General features: G+C 71.1%; 20 protein-coding genes. 15 read left to right on the top strand and 5 right to left on the bottom strand.

The window, feature by feature from the left end; genetic code table 11:
- The first annotated feature begins 59 nt into the window (after positions 1-59).
- The 5 genes from mtrA to hpf all read left to right on the top strand — a co-directional run bounded on the left by mtrA (position 60) and on the right by hpf (position 5,611).
- Positions 60-740: an MtrAB system response regulator MtrA gene (gene mtrA, locus ACIWQI_RS08320; protein ID WP_396656682.1), complete on the top strand. Its 681-nt coding sequence runs from the start codon at positions 60-62 to the stop codon at positions 738-740.
- A 3-nt stretch (positions 741-743) separates the two neighbouring features.
- Positions 744-2,429 carry an MtrAB system histidine kinase MtrB gene (mtrB, locus tag ACIWQI_RS08315; RefSeq protein ID WP_396656681.1) on the top strand — a complete coding sequence of 562 codons (1,686 nt, stop codon included), beginning with the start codon at positions 744-746 and terminating at the stop codon, positions 2,427-2,429.
- A complete protein-coding gene (locus ACIWQI_RS08310) occupies positions 2,426-4,108 on the top strand; it encodes an LpqB family beta-propeller domain-containing protein (RefSeq protein ID WP_396656680.1) in 1,683 nt (560 codons plus the stop codon). Before mtrB ends, ACIWQI_RS08310 begins: the two co-directional genes overlap by 4 nt.
- 92 nt (positions 4,109-4,200) lie before the next feature.
- On the top strand, positions 4,201-4,860 hold the full coding sequence (locus ACIWQI_RS08305; RefSeq protein WP_396656679.1) for a ComF family protein: 660 nt from the start codon (positions 4,201-4,203) through the stop codon (positions 4,858-4,860).
- 88 nt (positions 4,861-4,948) lie between these two features.
- A complete protein-coding gene (hpf, locus tag ACIWQI_RS08300; RefSeq protein WP_396656678.1) occupies positions 4,949-5,611 on the top strand; it encodes a ribosome hibernation-promoting factor, HPF/YfiA family in 663 nt (220 codons plus the stop codon).
- Here hpf and ACIWQI_RS08295 read toward each other — a convergent pair.
- Positions 5,608-6,951, bottom strand: coding sequence for a hypothetical protein (locus tag ACIWQI_RS08295; protein WP_396656677.1), 1,344 nt, complete (start codon positions 6,949-6,951; stop codon positions 5,608-5,610). The two genes, hpf and ACIWQI_RS08295, sit on opposite strands and share 4 nt — an antisense overlap.
- 67 nt (positions 6,952-7,018) lie before the next feature.
- A complete protein-coding gene (locus ACIWQI_RS08290; RefSeq protein WP_396656676.1) occupies positions 7,019-7,603 on the bottom strand; it encodes a PadR family transcriptional regulator in 585 nt (194 codons plus the stop codon).
- A 236-nt stretch (positions 7,604-7,839) separates the two neighbouring features.
- Between ACIWQI_RS08290 and secA the strand changes: the two genes are divergently transcribed.
- Positions 7,840-10,671: a preprotein translocase subunit SecA gene (gene secA / locus ACIWQI_RS08285; RefSeq protein ID WP_396656675.1), complete on the top strand. Its 2,832-nt coding sequence runs from the start codon at positions 7,840-7,842 to the stop codon at positions 10,669-10,671.
- A gap of 15 nt (positions 10,672-10,686) precedes the next feature.
- Here secA and ACIWQI_RS08280 read toward each other — a convergent pair whose 3' ends face one another.
- Positions 10,687-11,145, bottom strand: a complete 459-nt coding sequence (locus tag ACIWQI_RS08280) for an Lrp/AsnC family transcriptional regulator (protein WP_396656674.1) — start codon at positions 11,143-11,145, stop codon at positions 10,687-10,689.
- 192 nt (positions 11,146-11,337) lie between these two features.
- Between ACIWQI_RS08280 and ACIWQI_RS08275 the strand changes: the two genes are divergently transcribed.
- The 6 genes from ACIWQI_RS08275 (at position 11,338) to ACIWQI_RS08250 (ending at position 17,206) form a co-directional block, all read left to right on the top strand.
- Positions 11,338-12,576, top strand: coding sequence for a PotD/PotF family extracellular solute-binding protein (locus tag ACIWQI_RS08275; RefSeq protein ID WP_396656673.1), 1,239 nt, complete (start codon positions 11,338-11,340; stop codon positions 12,574-12,576).
- A 1-nt stretch (position 12,577) separates the two neighbouring features.
- On the top strand, positions 12,578-13,768 hold the full coding sequence (locus tag ACIWQI_RS08270; RefSeq protein WP_396656672.1) for an ABC transporter ATP-binding protein: 1,191 nt from the start codon (positions 12,578-12,580) through the stop codon (positions 13,766-13,768).
- Positions 13,769-13,776: 8 nt separating this feature from the next.
- A complete protein-coding gene (locus ACIWQI_RS08265) occupies positions 13,777-14,694 on the top strand; it encodes an ABC transporter permease (protein ID WP_396656795.1) in 918 nt (305 codons plus the stop codon).
- Entirely contained in the window at positions 14,691-15,545 is an 855-nt protein-coding gene (locus ACIWQI_RS08260; protein ID WP_396656671.1) for an ABC transporter permease, read from the top strand. The genes ACIWQI_RS08265 and ACIWQI_RS08260 overlap by 4 nt, the downstream gene beginning before the upstream one ends.
- 21 nt (positions 15,546-15,566) lie before the next feature.
- Positions 15,567-16,793: a pyridoxal phosphate-dependent aminotransferase gene (locus ACIWQI_RS08255; protein ID WP_396656670.1), complete on the top strand. Its 1,227-nt coding sequence runs from the start codon at positions 15,567-15,569 to the stop codon at positions 16,791-16,793.
- Between the two features lie 62 nt (positions 16,794-16,855).
- The gene (locus tag ACIWQI_RS08250) at positions 16,856-17,206 is read left to right on the top strand and encodes a hypothetical protein (RefSeq protein WP_396656669.1); all 351 of its coding nucleotides are present in this window, start codon (positions 16,856-16,858) and stop codon (positions 17,204-17,206) included.
- A 42-nt stretch (positions 17,207-17,248) separates the two neighbouring features.
- On the opposite strand, the gene ACIWQI_RS08245 is transcribed toward ACIWQI_RS08250, so the two are convergent.
- Positions 17,249-17,704: an Rv3235 family protein gene (locus ACIWQI_RS08245; protein ID WP_396656668.1), complete on the bottom strand. Its 456-nt coding sequence runs from the start codon at positions 17,702-17,704 to the stop codon at positions 17,249-17,251.
- Between the two features lie 154 nt (positions 17,705-17,858).
- Between ACIWQI_RS08245 and ACIWQI_RS08240 the strand changes: the two genes are divergently transcribed.
- The gene (locus ACIWQI_RS08240; RefSeq protein WP_396656667.1) at positions 17,859-18,500 is read left to right on the top strand and encodes a hypothetical protein; all 642 of its coding nucleotides are present in this window, start codon (positions 17,859-17,861) and stop codon (positions 18,498-18,500) included.
- On the opposite strand, the gene ACIWQI_RS08235 is transcribed toward ACIWQI_RS08240, so the two are convergent.
- Positions 18,497-18,778, bottom strand: coding sequence for a helix-turn-helix domain-containing protein (locus tag ACIWQI_RS08235; RefSeq protein WP_396656666.1), 282 nt, complete (start codon positions 18,776-18,778; stop codon positions 18,497-18,499). The genes ACIWQI_RS08240 and ACIWQI_RS08235 overlap by 4 nt on opposite strands.
- Before the next feature lie 99 nt (positions 18,779-18,877).
- On the opposite strand from ACIWQI_RS08235, the gene ACIWQI_RS08230 reads away from it, so the two are divergent.
- Together ACIWQI_RS08230 and ACIWQI_RS08225 are read left to right on the top strand one after the other, a co-directional pair.
- Positions 18,878-19,507, top strand: coding sequence for an SAF domain-containing protein (locus tag ACIWQI_RS08230; RefSeq protein ID WP_396656665.1), 630 nt, complete (start codon positions 18,878-18,880; stop codon positions 19,505-19,507).
- A partial coding sequence (locus ACIWQI_RS08225; RefSeq protein ID WP_396656664.1) for a P-loop NTPase occupies positions 19,504-20,315 on the top strand: 812 nt, incomplete at its 3' end. The genes ACIWQI_RS08230 and ACIWQI_RS08225, both read left to right, overlap by 4 nt.

The raw sequence follows: 20,315 nt of genomic DNA, 5'->3' as shown, positions 1-20,315 counted from the left end.
TCTTCTCCAGCCGCGTCCACTACTCTGTGGATACCGACGTGAAGGGGCACACTGACCCGATGGCATCCCGCATCCTGGTGGTCGACGACGACACCGCGCTCGCCGAGATGATCGGCATCGTGCTGCGCACCGAAGGGTTCGAGACCGTCTTCTGCGCGGACGGCGCCCGTGCCGTGGAGGTGTGGCGCGAGGAGCGCCCCGATCTGATCCTGCTCGACCTGATGCTGCCCGGCATGGACGGGATCGAGATCTGCACGCGCATCCGGGCCGAGTCCGGCGTGCCGATCATCATGCTGACCGCGCGCACCGACACCGCCGACGTGGTGAAGGGTCTCGAGTCCGGTGCGGACGACTACATCGTCAAGCCCTTCAACCCCAAGGAGCTGGTCGCCCGCATCCGCACGCGGCTGCGGCCGGTGCCGCAGGCGCAGTCCGAGGTGCTGCGCATCGGCGATCTCACCGTCGACGTCGCCGCGCACGAGGTGCGCCGCGGCGACACTCCCATCGCCCTGACGCCGCTGGAGTTCGAGCTGCTGGTGGCGCTGGCGGCCAAGCCGCAGCAGGTCTTCTCGCGCGAGATGCTGCTCGAGCAGGTGTGGGGCTATCACTACAAGGCGGACACCCGGCTGGTGAACGTGCACGTGCAGCGGCTGCGCGCCAAGGTCGAGCCCGACCCCGAGAATCCCCGGATCGTGACGACGGTGCGCGGCGTCGGCTACCGCGCCGGCGCCGCGGTCTGAGCCATGTCCGGGCGCTGGGCCCCGTCGACCGGGGGCACCCCGGTCGTGGACTGGCGCGACTGGCGCTCCTGGCCGGAGAACCTCGCCGGGCTCTGGCGCCGCTCGCTGCGGTTCCGCACCATCGTCGTCGCCCTGGCGCTGACCATGCTCGCGATCCTCGTGGCCGGCATCGTCATGTCGATCGTCATCCAGCGCGACCTGTTCGACTCGCGCAAGGAGCAGGTGCTCGACTCGTCGCTGCGGGCCGCGCAGTCGGTCCAGGCCATCTTCGACGCCGCCGATGTGCAAGGCGACGCGCTCACCGCCCAGCAGCTGCTGACGACGGCCGCCGACGAGGTGGTGCGACAGTCCACCAGCGACATGTTCGCCATCGTGCGCCTGGACTCCTCGCCCCTGTCGCTGATCCTTCCGGACATGTACTCCGGCGGGTTCGATCAGTCGATCGTCTCGGCGGACCTTCGCGCGCACGTGGCCGAATCCGCAGACACCCAGTGGTGGCAGTCGGTCGCGCTGCCCCTGGACGACACGACGGTGCCCGGCATCGTCGTCGGCCAGCAGCTGGCGATGCCCGGGGTGGGAGCGTTCGCGGTGTACTTCGCCTACGACCTCAGCGCGACCGACCAGACCCTCCAGTTCGTGCAGCGGACGCTGTGGATCGCGGGAATCGCGCTGCTGCTGCTCACCGGCGCGATCGCGTGGTTCGTGGTGCGCTCGGTGGCCCGGCCGGTGGCGCAGGCGGCCGACACCAGCGCACGACTGGCCGCCGGCGACCTCAAGGTGCGCCTCCAGGTGCGCGGTGAGGACGAGCTGGCGGTGCTGGGCAGCTCGTTCAACGCGATGGCCGACAGCATCGAGTCCAAGATCCGGGAGCTGGCCGACCTCTCGCTCGTGCAGCAGCGGTTCGTCTCGGATGTCTCCCACGAGCTGCGCACGCCCCTGACCACCATCCGCCTGGCAGCGGACATGATCAACGATCAGCGCCAGGAGTTCGATCCGGCCACCGCCCGTGCCGCCGAGCTGCTGCTGGCGCAGGTGCAGCGGTTCGAGACGCTGCTGGGCGACCTGCTCGAGATCAGCCGCTACGACGCCGGGTCGGTGCAGCTGGAGCTCGAGCCCACGAGCCTGACCCATCTCGCCGAGGACGTGATCGCCTCGATGGCCCAGCTCGCCGAGCAGCACGGCAGCGACGTGCGTCTGCTCGCCCCCGGGGGCTACAGTCCCGTCGAGATGGATCCGCGTCGCGTGCGCCGCATCGTGCGCAACCTGCTCGGGAACGCGATCGAGCACGGCGAGGGCCGGCCCATCGTCGTCACCGTGGACAGCGACCAGCAGGCGGTCGCGCTGGGCGTGCGCGACTTCGGGCTCGGCATGAACCCGGAGGACGTCGAGCGCGTCTTCGACCGGTTCTGGCGCGCCGACCCCTCACGCAAGCGCACGATCGGGGGGACGGGCCTGGGCATGTCCATCGCCCTCGGCGATGCGCGGCTGCACGGCGGCACGCTCGCGGTCTGGTCCGAGCTGGGGCGCGGCACGAACGTCGTGCTCACCCTGCCTCGCCGAGGGCGGCAGCTGGGCGGCACCTCGCCGGTGCCGCTCGAGCCGGACGCGGGCGCCGCCCTGGACGATCTGGGCCGCACCCAGCCGATCGAGGTCCTCGGCGTCCGGCCCGGGGAGGGGGGTGCCGCATGAGGCGGGGCATCCTCGCTCCGGTGGTCGCCGCGGTCGCGGCCGTGCTGCTGGCGGCGTGCGCCGGCATGCCCACCTCCGGCAGCGTGCAGCAGGGGCTCGCCCCCGACACGTCGGACGACGGCTTCGCGGTCGCCTTCCGCCCCTCGAGCCCGCAGCCCGGCGCGAGCCCCGAGCAGATCATCGAGGGCTTCGTCGCGGCGGCCACCAGCCCCACCGACGGATGGCAGGTCGCCCGCCAGTTCCTGACCGAGCAGGCCGCCGCCCAGTGGCATCCCGAGGCCGGCGTCACCGTCGACGACCAGGCGGCGCGCGAGCTCACCCAGACCGCGCCCACCGCCTTCCTGCTCTCGGTGGAGCCGGTCGCGGACGTCGACGAGGCGGGCGCCTACATCGAGACCGACTCGGGCTCCTCACGTCTGCCGTTCGAGGTGGCGCGGGTGGACGGCGAGTGGCGGATCAGCAAGCTCGACGATGGAGTGGTCCTCGACCGCGGACTGTTCCCGCGCGTGTTCGGAGCGTTCTCGCTCATGTACTTCGATCCGGCCTGGGAGTACCTGGTGCCCGACGTGCGGTGGTTCCCCGCGCGCAACCGGACGACGCCGGCGCGCATCGTCCGGGCGCTCGTCGACGGCGAGCCCAGCCCCTGGCTCAGCGGAGCGGTCGTCACCGCGTTCCCCGGCGACATCGGCGCGCCGGGAGCGGTGACCGTGTCGGCGGACGGCGTCGCCCAGGTCGAGGTCCCCGATGCGGCGCTGGGCCTGAACCCCGAGCAGCTGGCGCGCATGCAGGCGCAGCTGGAGCGATCGCTCATCTCGGCCGGGATCACCGACGTCGTGATGACCGTGGGAAGCGTGGAGATCGAGGTCGAGCCCGCGCCGACGCGGACGACGCTCGTCGATGCGCGGTTCGCCGTGCTCACCGAGGAGGGCTTCGGCTATCTCGCCGGCGACGAGCTGCAGCCCGTGCCCGGGATCAGCGACGGGCTGGTCGCATCCGGCCTGCAGCCGACGGCGATCGAGCTGAGCCCCGATCTGGACTACGCCGCCCTGCAGCTGGACTCGGGCGAGGTCATGCGGCTGAACAGCGACGAGAGCTACGTCTCCGTCGACGCCCGCGACGGACTGGTGATGCCCACCGTCGACCGCTACGGCTACATCTGGACGGTGCCGGCCACCCGGCCCGCGAGCGTGCACGCCACGGCGGCCGACGGCACGGTGGTCGAGGTGGCCGACGCGTGGAACGGCGCCTCGCGCATCAACGCCATGCAGCTCTCGCGCGACGGCACCCGGATCGCGGCGCTGACCGACCTCGGCGGCCAGGCCGAGGTGTGGATCGCCGGGGTGGTGCGCGACCAGGGCGTGCCGGTCAGGCTCGGCCAGTGGATGCGTCTCGCCGTGCAGCCCTCCCCGGGAGTGGCCGTCGCGTGGCTGGATGACGTCACCCTCGGCATCGTGCGCGTCGTGGACGGCGAGTCGATGATCTTCACCCAGGAGGTGGGCGGCCTCGCTGCGGCCACGGCGGTCCAGGCCACGGTCACCGCGATCGCCGGGGGCAACCAGCTCGGCTCGGTGCGCCTGCTCGGCGACGACGGCGTGCTGTACTCGCGGACAGGCTCCCGCTGGCAGCAGTACACGTCCGGGGTCCTCGTTCTCGCCACGCAGCAGGGCGTCCCGCAGTAGCCGCTCCTGCACAGGCGCAGCCATCCGTGCGCTCGTGCACAGGAGCAGCGGCGGCGGAGCGGGATGCCGGCGGACCACGGCATCCTTCCCGCATGCTGCCTCCGATCGTGCGCGACGCGCTCGCCGACGCCCTCTCGCTCGCCTTCCCGATCGCGTGCGCCGGCTGCGGCGAGCCGGGCGGGCCCCTGTGCCGCTCGTGCGGGGCGGAGCTCGAGCCGCACCCGCGGTGCCGCACGCTGGACGGCGGCCTCCTCGTGTGGAGCGGTCTCGAGTACCGCGGCGCGGCGGCGCGGGCGCTGCGCGCGCTCAAGGAGGAGGGGCGCACCGGCATCGCCCGCGACCTCGCCCCCGCGCTGCGTGCGGCGCTGGTCGCAGCCGGATCCGGCCGTCGCGATCTGCAGGTCGTGCCCGTGCCCACCAGCCGGGCCGCGATGCGCCGGCGCGGCTACCGCGTCGTCGACCTGCTGGTGCGCCGCGCCGGGGCCCAGCCCCTCCCGCTGCTGCGCCCGGCGCGGCGCACCGCCGATCAGCGCAGGCTGGGCCGCCGGGCGCGCGCCGCCAACGTCGAGGGCAGTCTCCGCGCCCGCTCGGCGGCCGGGCTGAGGGTGGTCGTCGCGGACGACGTCGTCACCACCGGAGCGACCCTGCAGGAGGCGGCCAGGGCGCTCACCGAGGCGGGTGCCCACGTGGTCGGAGCCGTCACCGTGGCCTCGACGCCGCGGCTGACCTCGCCGGGCGGGATTCGTGCGTGACAGTGGGGCGGAGCCGGGCTAGCGTGGGTGGGACAAGGCGACCGATGGTCCGCCCTTGACCGGGAGGACCGGAACAAGGAGGGCATGGATGGACACCAACATCATCGGCGTGGGGGTCGGGATCTCCGACCGCTTCCGTTCTGTCGTCGAGGAGAAGGCCGCCCGCATCGAGAACCTCGCGCCGCGCGCGCAGCGGCTCGATGTGAAGGTCACCCATCGGGTCTACCGCAACGGTCGCGTCGAGGACGAGACCGTGGAGCTCACCCTCATCGGCAAGGGGCCGGTCGTGCGCGCCGAGGCGTCCGACCCCGACAAGTTCGCCGCGCTCGACATCGCGGTCGACAAGCTGGCCGAGCAGCTGCGCCGTGCCAAGGGCAAGCGGGTGGATGCCCGCAACCACCCGCGCGGCGCGCGCTTCGACAAGGGCGGGGGCGCCATCTCCGGCCTGGACGTGCAGCCCGCGTCGGTGGACACCATCCAGCGCGTGGCGACCGGCACGATCTCGGTCGTGGAGAGCGCAGAGGAGGAGCAGGAGTACACGCCCGTCGTCATCCGCACGAAGCAGTTCGATCCCGAGTGGATGACGGTGGAGGAGGCCGTCGACCGCATGGAGCTGGTCGGCCACGACTTCTTCCTGTTCATCGACGCGCGCACCGATCACCCGAGCGTCGTGTACCGCCGCAAGGGCTGGGACTACGGCGTGATCTCGCTCACGACGGCGGCGCCGCCGACCGAGGAGCTCGCCTCCTAGTCGAAGATCCCGTCGAGGATGCTGCCGATCACGAGCCCCCCGAGGATCCCGCCCATGAGGTCGCCGCCGCCGCGGCCGCCCCGTCCGCCGTCGCCCCAGCCGCCGGGCCCCTGCGGGCGGGAGCTGTCGATGTCGCGCTGCGCGAGCGTGAGCGCCTCGCCGGCGAGATAGGCGGCGCGCCGGGCGAGGGCGAGCGCCTGCTCACGATGGTCTTCGCCGACCGGGGCGGCGCCGCTCGCCGCGGCGGCGCCGACGAGCTGCTGCAGGTCGGCGCGGACGCGCTCGGCCTCGGCCAGGCGAGTGCGTGCATCTGCGCCGATCCAGCCGCGGTGGCCGGCGATGACGTCGCGGGCGACCGCGAGCTGCCGGTCGGCGTCGTCGATGCTGTGCCGCACCTGCTCGAGCGAGGGGATCGGCCGGGCGGCGCGCTCACGTGCCGCGGCGATCGCGGCATCCAGTCCCGTGTTCGCCTCGCGCAGGAGCGTGAGCTCGGCGAACGGGTCGGTCTTCGCGCCCGCGGGCGGAAGGGATGCCAGGGCCTCCTGCAGTGCGGCGGTCGCCGCCGTGACCCCCGGCGTCTGGGGCCCCTGCCGCGCCGCGACGAGGTCGCCGCGGGAGTCCTCGACCACGGCGCTGAGCGTGGACTCGGCCCGCAGCGCCTCGATCTCGTACGTCTCGACGGCGTCGAGCAGGACGGCGGCACGTCGCACCGACTCAGTAGCCGCCTCGAGCGCCAGGTTGGCCTGCTCGCGCTGCCCCGCCTCACGCCGTCGGTCGGAGATGTCGGCGCTGTGCTCGGCGAACCCGAGGAGCTGCTCCGCTTCGGCGGGGTTGTGCGCCACCTGTCGCAGCGCGTCGTCCGTGTAGCGCTCGCCCAGCCGGCGCACGGTGTCGGCGGCCACGGACAGCCGTCCGCGCAGCCGCTGCGCATCGCGGCGGACGCCGGCGAGGATCTCGGGTGCGCGGCGGGCCAGCGCGATGGGCTTCTCGAGGGCGGCGGTGCGGTCCTCGAGCAGGTTCTCGGCCCAGTCGCACAGCTGCACGATGCGCGCATTGCGGGTGCGCAGCTCTTCGGGGGTGTCGGGGATGTCGTCGTGGTTGAGCTGGTGCAGGTGGAATGCCTCGCCCAGGTGGGTGCGCACCGACGCCAGCGCCTCCCTGAGCGGTCCGGTGGGGCCGGCGCCGAGCTCGGCCTCGGCGAACGCGAGCTCGTCGGTGGTCAGCCGCACCCGCTCGTCGACGGCGACGAGCGCCGTACGGGCGCGCTGGGCGAGCTCGGCATCCGCCAGCGCCTGCGCCTCCTGCTGCTCGCGCTTGCGTCTGCCCCAGAAACCGGCCATGGATCGATCCTACGGTGGCCCGCCCACCCGCGATCCGTTCGCAGACGGACCTGCATCCACCCGCTCGTCACGAAGCAGCGGGGCGCCCCCGCCTGGGTCGCTCCGACGACAGCGCGAGCTCGTAGGCGCGACGCGGCCGGGCGGCCAGCCGCTGCGCGGCGCCGTCGAGCCAGCGCACCTCGGCCTCTGCCGCGCAGATCATCGCGTCGACCACGAGCGCCCGGGCGAGCTCCTCGGGCGTGCCTGCGTCGTCGGGCTGCCCGGCGCCCTGCAGCGTCTGGAGCCGGGCCACCGAGGCCTGCCGCTGCGCCTGGATGACCGCGGCCGCATCCACGCCCGGCAGCGTCGCCGCCAGGGCCAGCTTGATCGCGAGCTCGTCGCGGACCGTCTGCCCCCGATCGATCGGCGAGCTCAGCCACGACCGGGCCTCGGCGCGCCCGGCGTCGGTGATCTCGAAGTAGACGTGCCCGTGCTCGTCCGCCGCGCCGCGGGAGACCAGCCCGTCCCGCTCGAGCCGGTCGAGCGTGTTGTAGATCTGGCCGACGTTCAGCGGCCAGGTCGATCCGGTGCGCCGGTCGAACTCGCTGCGCAGCTGGTAGCCGTAGCACGGTCCCTGGTCGAGGATCGCCAGCAGGCTCTGACGCACCGACATGTGTGGCTCCTCTGCATACCGGGTGAGCAGTTTCCGAGTATATGGATACCCGGAATGCACGGATGCCGCATCCCGTCGCGCCGAGACGGCGTCGTCTGTCGGGTCCCGGGGCCGGCCCCATCCCAGCACCCTCGCAGGTCACGGGCGGATAACATGGAACGTCGTGCCGCCGTCCGATGGCGTGCGCGGGACGAGGCGGATGCTCCGCCGAACAGCCCGACAGATGGAGACACTCCGTGGCCAACCCGCTCGAGAAACTGCTCCGTGCCGGCGAAGGACGCGTGCTGCGCCGGCTGCAGCAGGTCGTCAAGGCCGTGAACGCCCTCGAAGAGGACTACGCGCAGCTGACCGACGAGGAGCTGCGCGGCGAGACCGCCGAGCTGCGCACCCGCCACGAGGCAGGCGAGAGCCTCGACAAGCTCATGCCCGAGGCGTTCGCCGCCGTCCGCGAGGCGGCCAAGCGCACGATCGGCCAGCGTCCCTACGACGTGCAGGTCATGGGCGGCGCCGCCCTCCACCTCGGCAACATCGCCGAGATGAAGACCGGTGAGGGAAAGACGCTCGTCGCGACCCTGCCCGCCTACCTCAACGCCATCGCCGGCAAGGGCGTGCACGTCATCACCGTGAACGACTACCTCGCCAGCTACCAGTCCGAGCTCATGGGCCGCATCTTCCGCGCGCTGGGGATGACCACGGGCACGATCGTCGCCGGCCAGACCCCCGAGGTCCGCCGCGAGCAGTACAACGCCGACATCACGTACGGCACCAACAACGAGTTCGGCTTCGACTATCTGCGCGACAACATGGCCTGGCGCAAGGAGGACCTCGTCCAGCGCGGGCACCACTACGCGATCGTCGACGAGGTGGACTCGATCCTCATCGACGAGGCGCGCACCCCGCTGATCATCTCCGGCCCGTCGTCGGGCGAGGCGAACCGCTGGTTCGTCGAGTTCGCCAAGATCGCCAAGACCCTGACCCCGGGCGAGGACTACGAGGTCGACGAGAAGAAGCGCACCGTCGGCGTGCTCGAGCCCGGCATCGAGAAGGTCGAGGACTACCTCGGCATCGACAACCTCTACGAGTCGGCGAACACACCGCTCATCTCGTTCCTGAACAACTCGATCAAGGCGCTCGCGCTGTTCAAGCGCGACACCGACTACGTCGTGATGAACGACGAGGTCATGATCGTCGACGAGCACACCGGCCGGATCCTCGTCGGCCGCCGCTACAACGAGGGGATCCACCAGGCCATCGAGGCCAAGGAGGGCGTGCCGGTCAAGGCCGAGAACCAGACCCTGGCCACCGTGACCCTGCAGAACTACTTCCGCCTGTACGAGAAGCTCGCCGGCATGACGGGCACCGCCGAGACCGAGGCGGCCGAGTTCATGTCCACCTACAAGCTCGGCGTGGTGCCGATCCCGACCAACAAGCCGATGATCCGCAAGGATCAGCCCGACCTCGTCTACAAGAACGAGCAGGCGAAGTTCGCCCAGGTCGTCGAGGACATCGCCGAACGGCACGCCCAGGGGCAGCCGGTGCTCGTGGGCACGGTGAGCGTCGAGAAGAGCGAGTATCTCTCGCGCCTGCTGGCGAAGAAGGGCATCAAGCACGAGGTCCTCAACGCGAAGAACCATGCCCGCGAGGCCGAGATCGTCGCGAGGGCCGGGCGCCTGGGCGCGGTCACGGTGGCCACGAACATGGCCGGCCGCGGCACCGACATCATGCTCGGCGGCAACGCCGAGTTCCTCGCCGTGCAGGAGATGAAGGCCAAGGGCCTGGATCCGGTCGAGACGCCCGAAGAGTACGAGGCGGAGTGGGATGGCGTCTACGAGGCGATGCGCAGCCGCGTCGCCGAGGAGAGCACCAAGGTGGTGGAAGCCGGCGGTCTCTATGTGCTGGGCACGGAGCGACACGAGTCCCGCCGCATCGACAACCAGCTGCGCGGACGCTCGGGCCGGCAGGGAGACCCGGGGGAGAGCCGCTTCTACCTGTCGCTGACCGACGATCTGATGCGTCTGTTCCAGTCCGGCGCCGCCGAGGCGATCCTGGCCCGCACGAACTTCCCCGACGACGTTGCGATCGAATCCGGCATGGTCTCGCGGGCGATCAAGAGCGCGCAGGCGCAGGTCGAGGCGCGCAACGCGGAGATCCGCAAGAACGTGCTCAAGTACGACGACGTGCTCAACCGCCAGCGCGAGGCGATCTACTCGGATCGGCGCCACATCCTGGAGGGCGACGACATCGCCGACCGGGTGCAGCACTTCGTCGAGGACGCGATCAACGGCATCATCGACGACCACACCGGCACCGGCCACAACGAGAGCTGGGACTTCGACGCGCTGTGGACCGAGCTCAAGACGCTCTATCCGGTCGGAGTCACGATCGACGAGGTCGTCGCCGAGGCCGGCACCAAGGGGCGGATCACGACCGAGGGCCTCAAGCGCGAGCTGCTGTCGGATGCGCGGATCGCCTACCAGAACCGCGAGGCCGCGCTCGGCGAGGCTGCCATGCGCGAGCTCGAGCGCCGCGTCGTGCTGCAGGTGCTCGACCGCCGCTGGCGCGACCACCTGTACGAGATGGACTACCTCAAGGACGGCATCGGCCTGCGCGCCATGGCCCAGCGCGACCCGCTCATCGAGTACCAGCGCGAGGGCTACCAGATGTTCCAGGCGATGATGGGGCAGATCAAGGAGGAGTCGGTCGGCTACCTGTTCAACCTCGAGGTCGAGGTGCGCCGCCAGGGCGAGGGCGAGCCCGAGGTCGAGGCGAAGGGTCTCACCGCGGCCCCCGCGGCTCCCCAGGGCCTCGAGTACTCGGCGGCGAACGACGCCGGCGAAGTCGAGGTGCGCAACGACCGCGGCCAGGTGCAGCAGGCCGCGACCAACCGCCTGCGGCAGGCCGCAGCGGCCGCTGCCGCAGCCCCCGCCGCGGCACAGGCCGGGAAGGCCGAGCAGCCCGCCGCCCGCGGAGCCTTCGGCCAGCCGACCGAGGCCGCACAGGCGGCCCCGGGATCCGGCGCCGCTGCGATGAACCGGGCGCAGCGGCGCGCAGCCGAGCGCCGGAAGTAGCCGCGCGTCGGGCCGCTAGCGCGTGCCCCAGTCGTACGTCTGCTTGCGCAGCTCGAGATAGACGAACGTCTCGCAGGAGGCGACGCCCGGGAGCACGCGCACCCGGTTGTCGAGCAGGTCGATGAGGTCGGCGTCGGATTCGCACACCACCTCGATGAGGATGTCGAAGCCCCCCGCGGTGAGGACGACGTAGTCGATGAGCGGGTCCGCCTCGAGCGCGGCGGCGACCTGACGGGAGTCGCCCGTGATGCGCAGCCCCACCATCGCCTGCCGGTGGAACCCCACCTGCACGGGGTCGGTGACCGCCACGATCTGCACGACTCCGCTCTCGGTCAGCCGCTGCACGCGCTGCCGCACGGCGGTCTCGCTGAGCGCGACCGCCTTGCCGATCTCCGCGTAGCTGCGCCGGCCGTTCTCCTGCAGCTGTTCGATGATCCGTTTGGAGACGTCGTCGAGGGCACCCTGTTGAGGCATGGATCAGATGATCGCATCGAACAGCACAGACGCCAAACACCGTGTTCCGCGGAATCGTCGCTTTCGGACACGATTTCACAACGATACGAAGAATTCATCCGGTCCACACTGCGGAATCCGTCGAACTGCGGGCCCCGGATGTGCAAGTATCTCTTACCCGCATCGTTGTGCACCCACCCTGGAGGAGCGTCCATGTCCCGAGGGCCCCTGCCCCAAGACCCTGCCGTCCGCGCCCTCATCCAGCAGGCGCGCATGGCCCAGCTCACCCGCCGCGGATTCATCACCGCCGGCACCGCGTCGATGGCCCTGTTCCTCGCCGCGTGCGCCGGCAAGGTGGGGGGCGGGGGCGAGGGCCAGCCGGCCGCCTCCCTGACGCCCGGCACCGACATGTCCGACACCGTCAAGAACATGGTGTGGGCGAACTGGGCCCTCTACCTCGATGAGGACGACGACGGCAACCACCCCACCCTCGACGCGTTCATCGAGCGCACCGGGATCTCGGTCAAGTACGACGTCGCGGTCGACGACAACAACACGTACTTCGCGAAGGTGCGCGACCAGCTCGAGCTGGGCCAGCCCATCGGCGCTGACACGGTCTGCCTCACCGACTGGATGGCGAGCATCTGGATCCAGTCCGGCTTCACGCAGCAGTTCGACAAGTCGGCGATGCCGAACGCCTTCGCGAACCTCACGCCGAGTCTGCAGAGCCCCGACTTCGACCCGTCGCGCGACCACACGCTGCCGTGGCAGTCGGGCTTCGCGGGTCTGGCGTGGAACAAGGAGAAGATCCCCAACGGCCTCAAGAGCGTGGACGACCTGTGGGACCCGTCGCTGAAGGGCCGGGTCGGCGTGCTCAGCGAGATGCGCGACACGATGGGCGTGATCATGCTCAGCCAGGGCGTGGACATCTCCGGCTCCGACTGGGGCGACGCCGAGTTCGACCGCGCGATCGACCTGTTCGGCAAGCAGGTCAGCGACGGTCAGATCCGCAACATCAAGGGCAACTCGTACGCCGATGATCTGAAGAACGAGGACACCCTCGCCGCGATCGTGTGGTCCGGCGACATCACCGCCATCAACGCGGAGGTGGGCGACAAGTTCGGATTCGCGCTGCCCGACTCGGGCGGCACCCTGTGGAGCGACAACTTCCTCATCCCGATCGGGTCGACCCAGAAGTCGAACGCGCAGAAGCTGATCGACTACTACTACGAGCCCGAGGTCGCCGCCGAGGTCGCCGCGTGGGTGAACTACATCACGCCCGTCGTCGGTGCCCGCGAGGCCATGGAGCAGCTCGACCCCAGCCAGGTCGACAACCAGCTGATCTTCCCGAACGAGGAGACGCTCGCCCAGGCGCACATCTTCCGCACGCTGACCAACGAGGAGCAGCAGAAGTACAGTGCCCAGTTCGAGGCCGTGGGGCTGGGCGCCTGAGATGGCCGGCACCGGCTTCGGCGAGTCCGGCGCGGATCTGCAGCTGGAGGGGATCCGCAAGACCTTCCCGGGGTTCACGGCGATCGAAGAGCTCGACCTGACGATCCCGGCGGGATCGTTCTTCGCGCTGCTCGGCCCGTCCGGGTGCGGGAAGACGACGACGCTGCGGCTGGTGGCGGGACTGGAAGAGCCCACCCAGGGCCGCATCCTCATCGGCGGGACGGACGTGACCGCGGTCAAGCCCCACAAGCGGCCGGTCAACACGGTCTTCCAGAGCTATGCGCTCTTCCCGCACATGTCGGTGCTCGACAACGTCGCGTTCGGCCTGAAGCGGCGGCGGGTCGCGGATGCCGTGGGCAAGGCGCATGAGGCGCTGCGCCTGGTCGAACTCGACCACCTTGCGGCCCGCCGGCCCGCTCAGCTGTCCGGCGGCCAGCAGCAGCGCGTCGCGCTTGCGCGCGCCCTCGTGAACCGTCCGGCGCTGCTGCTGCTGGACGAGCCGCTCGGGGCCCTGGATCTCAAGCTGCGCCGCCAGATGCAGTTCGAGCTGAAGTCGATCCAGAGCGAGGTCGGCCTCACCTTCCTGCACGTCACGCACGATCAGGAGGAGGCCATGACCATGGCCGACACCGTGGCGGTCATGAACCACGGGCGCATCGAGCAGCTGGGCTCGCCGCAGGAGCTCTACGAGCTGCCCCGGACCGGGTTCGTCGCCGCGTTCCTCGGCCAGTCCAACCTCTTCCCCGCCTCGGTGGTCTCCGACGCGGGCGGCGTCCTGACCGCCCGCACGGCCGGGGGCGTGGTCGCGCTGCCCAGCGAGCGTGCGGTGTCGAGGTCCGGCGAGATCACCGTCGGCGTGCGCCCCGAGAAGCTGACGCTCTCGCTCGAGCAGCCGGCCGACGACGCCGCGCGCAACGTGCTCGGTCCCGGTCGCATCGTCGACACGTCGTTCACCGGCGCCAGCACGCAGTACATCGTGGATGTCCCCGGCATCGGGCAGATCTCGGTGTTCGAGCAGAACGTCACCTTCGAGCGGATTCCCGCACCCGGCGACGAGGCATGGGTCTCGTGGCGCGCCGAGCACGGCTTCGGACTGGATGCCTCCGCGCGCGAGTCCGCCGCATCCGCCGACGAGGACGCCGGCATCGAGCCGGACGCACCGGCGGCACCGGCCGACGGCGAGGCGGCGTAGCGGTGGCGCTGACCGCCCTCGCCCCGCCGACGGGGCAGACGGCACCCGCCGGACCCGCTCCGAAGCGGCGGGGGGGCTGGATCGCGGCCGTGCTGCTGCTGCCCGGGCTGCTGTACCTCGCGCTGTTCTTCCTGGTGCCGTTCGTCTCGCTGCTGATCACGTCGTTCGGCGTCAATGATCCGACCGAGTACGGATCGTTCTACTACGGGTTCCAGTGGCAGAACTACGTCGACGTCATCACCGAGTACTGGCCGCAGTTCCTGCGCTCGTTCTGGTACGCGCTCCTGGCGACCGTGTTCGCCCTGCTCATCGGCTACCCGATCGCCTACTTCATCGGCGTGCGGGTGCGCGAGCGCAAGATGCTGCGCAACCTCCTGCTGGTGCTGGTCATCGCCCCGTTCTTCATCTCCTTCCTGCTGCGCACCCTCGCCTGGAAGCAGATCCTCTCGGACGAGGGCCCGGTCGTCGGCGCCCTGCAGTTCATCGGGCTGATGGGCCCCCAGGACCACATCACCGGCACCGGCTTCGCGGTCGTGTTCGGTCTCACCTACAACTTCATCCCGTTCATGACCCTGCCGCTGTTCACCTCGCTCGACCGCCTCGACAAGCGCCTCATCGAGGCCGGCGGCGACCTGTACGCGGGGCCGGCGACGACGTTCTTCAAGGTCACCTTCCCGCTCTCGCTGCCCGGGGTGGTCTCGGGGACCCTGCTGACCTTCATCCCGGCGGCAGGCGACTACGTCAATGCGAGCCAGTCGTTCCTGGGCGGTCCGTCCACGACGATGATCGGAAACGTCATCCAGTCGAAGTTCCTCATCACCGTGAACTACCCGCAGGCCGCCGCCCTGTCGATCCTGCTCATGGCCGTGATCCTCGTCGTCGTGAGTCTCTACATCCGTCGCGCCGGGACGGAGGACCTGCTGTGACCGCGCCCGCCTCGGCCCCCGCCACCGTCCCCTATCGCGTGTACAAGCCCGCGAGCCGCATCGGCCTCGGCCGCTGGCTGCTGCCGGCGTACGTGATCATCGCCTTCACGCTGCTTCTCATCCCGATCGTCTACACGTTCGTGTTCTCGTTCAACGACGCGAACCGGTCGAACATCTCGTGGAACGGGTTCACGCTGGAGAACTGGCAGAACATCTGCGCCCACCCCGATGTGTGCACCGCGTTCGGCAACAGCCTCATCGTCGGCGCCGTCTCCACCGTTGCCGCCACCGCCCTCGGGACGGCGATCGCGATCGCGCTGGTGCGCTACCGCTTCCGCGGGCGCACCGGGACGAGCCTGCTGCTGTTCATGCCGATGGCCACGCCCGAGGTGGTCATGGGCGCGGGCCTTGCCGCCCAGTTCCTCACGATGGGCGTCGCCAAGGGCCTGGGCACGATCATCATCGCGCACACGATGTTCTGCCTCAGCTTCGTGGTCGTCACCGTGCGCGCGCGCGTGCTTTCGCTCGACCCTGCGCTGGAGGAGGCGGGCCGCGACCTGTACGCCTCGCCGCGCGAGGTCTTCTGGCGCATCACCTTCCCGCTGCTGCTGCCGGGCATCGTCGCGGCCGCGCTGCTGTCGTTCAGCCTCAGCTTCGACGACTTCATCATCACGTACTTCACCTCGGGCAACGTGCAGACCTTCCCGGTGTTCATCTACGTGGCGGCCCAGCGCGGCATCCCACCGCAGGCGAACGTGATCGCCTCGGCGGTCTTCATCATCGCGATCGCCGCGACGCTGATCTACCAGGTGATCTCCGCCCAGCGGGCCAAGCGCCTGAGGCAGCGCTGAGTCGCGGATATCCTTGACCGGGTGACCAGCCTGCGCACGCTCGACCAGTCCTCCAAGCTGAAGGACGTCCTCTACGAGATCCGCGGGCAGGCCCTGGTCGAGGCCGACCGGCTCGAGGCCGAGGGGCACACGATCCTCAAGCTCAACACCGGCAACCCCGCGGTGTTCGGGTTCGAGGCGCCCTTCCAGATCGTGCGCGACATGATCGCCTCGATGCCGGCCGCGCACGGCTACAGCGACAGCCGCGGCATCCTGCCTGCGCGCCAGGCGGTCGTCTACCGCTACGAGGAGGTCGCCGGCTACCCGCCGTTCGGACCCGACGACGTCTACCTCGGCAACGGCGTCTCCGAGCTGATCACGATGACGATGCAGGCGCTGCTCGATGAAGGCGACGAAGTCCTGATCCCCGCGCCCGACTACCCGCTGTGGACGGCCATGACGAGCCTGGGCGGCGGCACCCCGGTGCACTACCGGTGCGACGAGGCATCCGGCTGGGAGCCGGATCTGGACGACATCCGGGCCAAGGTGACCGCCCGCACCAAGGCGATCGTCATCATCAACCCGAACAATCCGACCGGCGCCGTGTATTCGCGTGAGGTTCTCGAAGGGCTCGCCGGCATCGCACGCGAGCACTCGCTGCTGCTGCTGTCGGACGAGATCTACGATCGGATCCTCTTCGACGACGCGCAGCACATCCCGACTGCGACGGTCGCACCGGACCTGCTGTGTCTCACCTTCAACGGGCTCTCGAAGACCTACCGCGTGGCCGGCTATCGCTCCGGCTGGCTCGTGATCACCGGACCCAAGCACCACGCCAGGGGCTTCCTGGAGGGCATCCAGCTGCTCGCCTCGACGCGGCTGTGCCCGAACGTGCCCGCCCAGCACGCCGTGCAGGCGGCGCTTTCGGGCGTGCAGTCGATCGACGCGCTGATCGCCCCGACGGGCCGCCTGCACGAGCAGCGGGACGTCGCCTGGCAGACGCTCGAGTCGATCCCCGGGGTCACGTGCGTCAAGCCGCGCGGAGCGCTGTACGCCTTCCCGCGGCTCGACCCCGAGGTGCACGAGATCCGCGACGATGCCAGGCTCGTGTACGACTTCCTCGTCGCCGAGCACGTCCTGCTCGTCCAGGGGACCGGATTCAGCTGGCCGGATCCCGATCATCTCCGCATCGTCACGCTGCCGGAGGCGCGGGTGCTCGGCGAGGCGATCGAGCGGCTCGGCAACTTCCTCGCCTCGTACCGCCAGTAGAGGCGGATGCCGGTCCGTCAAGCCCCTCTGCCGCGGGAGGAGATGCGCCTACCGTCGGGGGCATGACGACAGAGTTGAACGAAGCCGCCCTGCGGCACGCGCGTGCCCTGGTGCGGGACGGCAAGGTGGTGCGCGACGAGCGCGACGACTGGTCGGAGGCGGCACCCACCGCCGATGAGGAGAACGCGTTCATCGAGGAGCACGGCTGGAAGGAGTTCGCGCGCTGGCATCTCGGCGTCGACCGGGATGAGAATCCGCAGACCAAGCAGGCGTACTCGTTCCCCTATGGGGACTTCCGCAGGGTTCATCGTGCCGGAGTGATCTCGGCCGAGAGTCGCGCGGGCCAGTACGACCACACGGAGATCGCCGACGCTCTGAAGAAGCTGCTCGAGCTCATCGACGCCGAGCGGTGACCGGACAGAGCGACCGGGCACGCCGTTGTGCCCGGCCGGGCTTCACAGCTGGGTGAACGAGGTGCACCGCCAGCGTCTGTCGATGCCCTCCAGACGCAGGGCGATCGCGCGGACGCGTGCGGGGCCGGTAGTGATGACGACCGCCTCGACGATGCCGTCGGCGGGGTGCGTGACGTGGATCGACACGATGTCGTGCACGCGGCGGACGGCGGGGAGCCCGCGCGCGCTGCGGGCCCGCGCCTGCAGGTTCGCGTGAGTGGACACGCTGCGGAAGACGTCTTCGGTGACCCAGCGGGCCAGCTGGTCCACGCGGCGCTCGCCGGTGAAGGTCTCCAGCACTCCGAGAGTCAGGTTCCGCAGCAGCGGCACCGGGTCGGGCAGGTCGATCGTCGACGCGTGCTGCGGAGCGAAGAACTGCGCCACCTCCTCCTGCGCGTCGGCGCGACGGGCGCGGGGGTAGAGAACACGGGCAGCACTGCCCTCGACGTGCGTTGCCATCGGCGGCCTATCTCGTCAATCGATGCGGGGGGATCGATGTGTGCGGTCTTCGGTTGCTGCCAGAAAGTAGAACACACCCGGCGGCGGCGTGGAAGAGCGATCGCAACCTGTGGATAACTCGTGATGAGGTCGTTACGTGCCGTCTACTCTCGGCGTGACGAAGGGAGGCGCCGTGCGCTGGGACCGCTTCTTCGAGGATCTGGAGGACCAGCTCTCCTCCGAGTGGGAGGCGGAGCGCGCGGCGCTGGACACCGAGGCGGAGCGGCTGCGTCTGGCGCGGGTCACGCTGCGGGAGCGCCTGATGACGCTCACCGGCGACGGCGACCACATGATCGACGTGGGCGACGAGGAGGTGCTGCGCGGGCGCGTCGCGGCCGTGGGTGCCGACTGGATCGCTCTGGAGGCGGAGGCCGCGCGCCCGGGTGCGCTCGTCGTCCCGCTGACGGCGATCCGGTCGATCGCCGCAGCCCACGCCGATCTCCTGCGCAGCGCGCGCCCTGGGCCGGCCGCCGCGCGCCGGTCGCTGGCCGACCGGATGAGCCTCGGGTTCGTGATGCGGGATGCCGCGCGGCGCCGCGTGCCCGTGGAGATCCGTCTGCTCGGCGGCCGGAGGCTCAGCGGGACGATCGACCGCGCCGGCGCGGATCACCTCGACCTGGCGCTGCACGCGCCGGGCACGCCCCGCCGGGCGAGCGAGGTCAGCGGCCACCGGATGGTGCCCTTCGCCGCGGTCTCGTGGGTGCGTCTCGACGCCGGCGGCGACGGAGCGAGCTGGAGCCGGGAGGCGTCGCTCTAGTCGCCGTGGCGCACGGTCCCGTTGCCCCACAGCTCCGGGAAGCTGGCGGCCTGGGACTGCTCCCACAGCGCCTTCCGGCGGGTGTTCTCGGTCTCGTCGTCGAGGTAGTCCGAGACGCTCGACTCCTCGATGCGCCAGCGGGACGGCGATCCGATGCGCACGCCGCGCAGGCGCCGCTCCATGGCCAGGGCGACGACCTCGTCGACGCTCAGGCCGAGCAGCTCCGCCACCTGGGCGGGGTCGAGGTACCGCGCACCGGCGGCCGGGTTCTCGGGCATGCTCTGATTATCGCGCGACGGCGGTGCGGCCCGCCTCCGCGACGCGGTGCTGTGGATAACCGGAGGGGCGGGCGCGGCGGGTCGGTCACGATGGGAGGCATGTCCTCCGTCGAATCCGCACGTCCGCGCCGGCGGGCCTTCTGGGCGGACGCCCGGTTCTTCCTCGGTCTGGTGCTGGTCGTCGCCTCGGTGGCGGGCGTCTGGCTGCTGGTGACCGCGTCCCGTCAGAGCGTGCCGGTGCTCGCGGCCACGCGCACCATCGTGCCGGGGGAGGTGGTGGCCGACGATGCGCTGCGGATCGTCGATGTCGTGCTCGGGCCGAGCGAGACGACCTACCTCGCTCCGGAGGCCCTGGGGGAGGGGCTCATCGCGACGCGCACGATCGGCGCGGGCGAGCTCGTGCCGGCTGCCGCCGTCGGCGCCGCCGAGACCGCGCGGACCACCACGGTCGTCATCCGCAGCGCCACCGACGTGCCCGCCTCCGTCGCCGCCGGCACGGTGGTCGAGGTCTGGTCGGCTCCGCCGGAGGAGCAGGGGCGCCACGGCATCCCCTCGATCCTCCTCACCGACGCGACGGTCGTCTCGGTCGCGGAGGACGACTCCATGATCGGCCGCACCGGCGCCTCGCTCGAGCTGGTCATCGCGCGCTCGGAGGTGGCCGCCACCCTGGCGGCGATCGCGTCGGAGTCGGCGCTGTCGGTGGTCCCGGTCTCGGCGGCGGCACCGTGATCGTCGTCGCCGTCGACGACCCGCACGGCGCGCGGCTGGCCGCCGAGCTCGTCGCCGAGGGCCTGGACGCGGTGGCGGTGCCGGCAGCGGCGCCTGCCGAGGCGACCGAGGCGACGCTGTTCGGCCGGACCGACGCCGGCCCGGTGCTGGCGGGCGCCGAGGTGCTGGTGCTCGCCGTCGCGCGCACGACCCTCACGTCGTCTGTGCTGGCCGCGTGCGATCGGCGCGGGGTGCGCATCGTGCCGGTGGGCGCCGACCCGGACGGCGCCGCCGCGGCCGCCGCGGCGGGCCTTGCCGCGCCGCTTCCGCTCGATGTGCCCGGGTGGCGCCTCGCCGAGGCGATCGGCGCATCCCCCGCCGTCGCCGCACCCGCACCCGCGGACTCCACCGGAATCGTGCTGACGGTGTGGGGGCCGGACGGCGCACCCGGGCGCTCCACGGTCGCCGCCGCGCTCGCGGTGGAGCTCGCTCGCGGCGGTCGCCGCGTCGCCCTCGTCGACGCGGACTCGCACGCGCCTTCGCTCGCGCTGGCACTCGGGCTCGCCGACGAGGGGCCGGGCTTCGCCGCAGCGTGCCGTCAGGCCGAGCGCGCAGCGCTCGACGGCGCCGAGCTCGCGCGCATCAGCACGCCGCTGGACCTCGCCGACGGCGAGGTCCACGTGCTCACCGGCATCAACCGGCCGTCCCGGTGGCCGGAGCTGAGCGAGGCGCGGGTGGCCGGAGCGCTGACGGCCTGCCGCGAGTGGGCGGACTACGTCGTGGTGGATGTCGCGGCATCACTGGAGCGCGATGAGGAGATCGTGAGCGA

The sequence above is a fragment of the Microbacterium sp. genome (assembly GCF_044508325.1).
In the GTDB taxonomy this organism is placed as follows: domain Bacteria; phylum Actinomycetota; class Actinomycetes; order Actinomycetales; family Microbacteriaceae; genus Microbacterium.
This window is presented reverse-complemented; position numbering and strand designations above follow the sequence as displayed.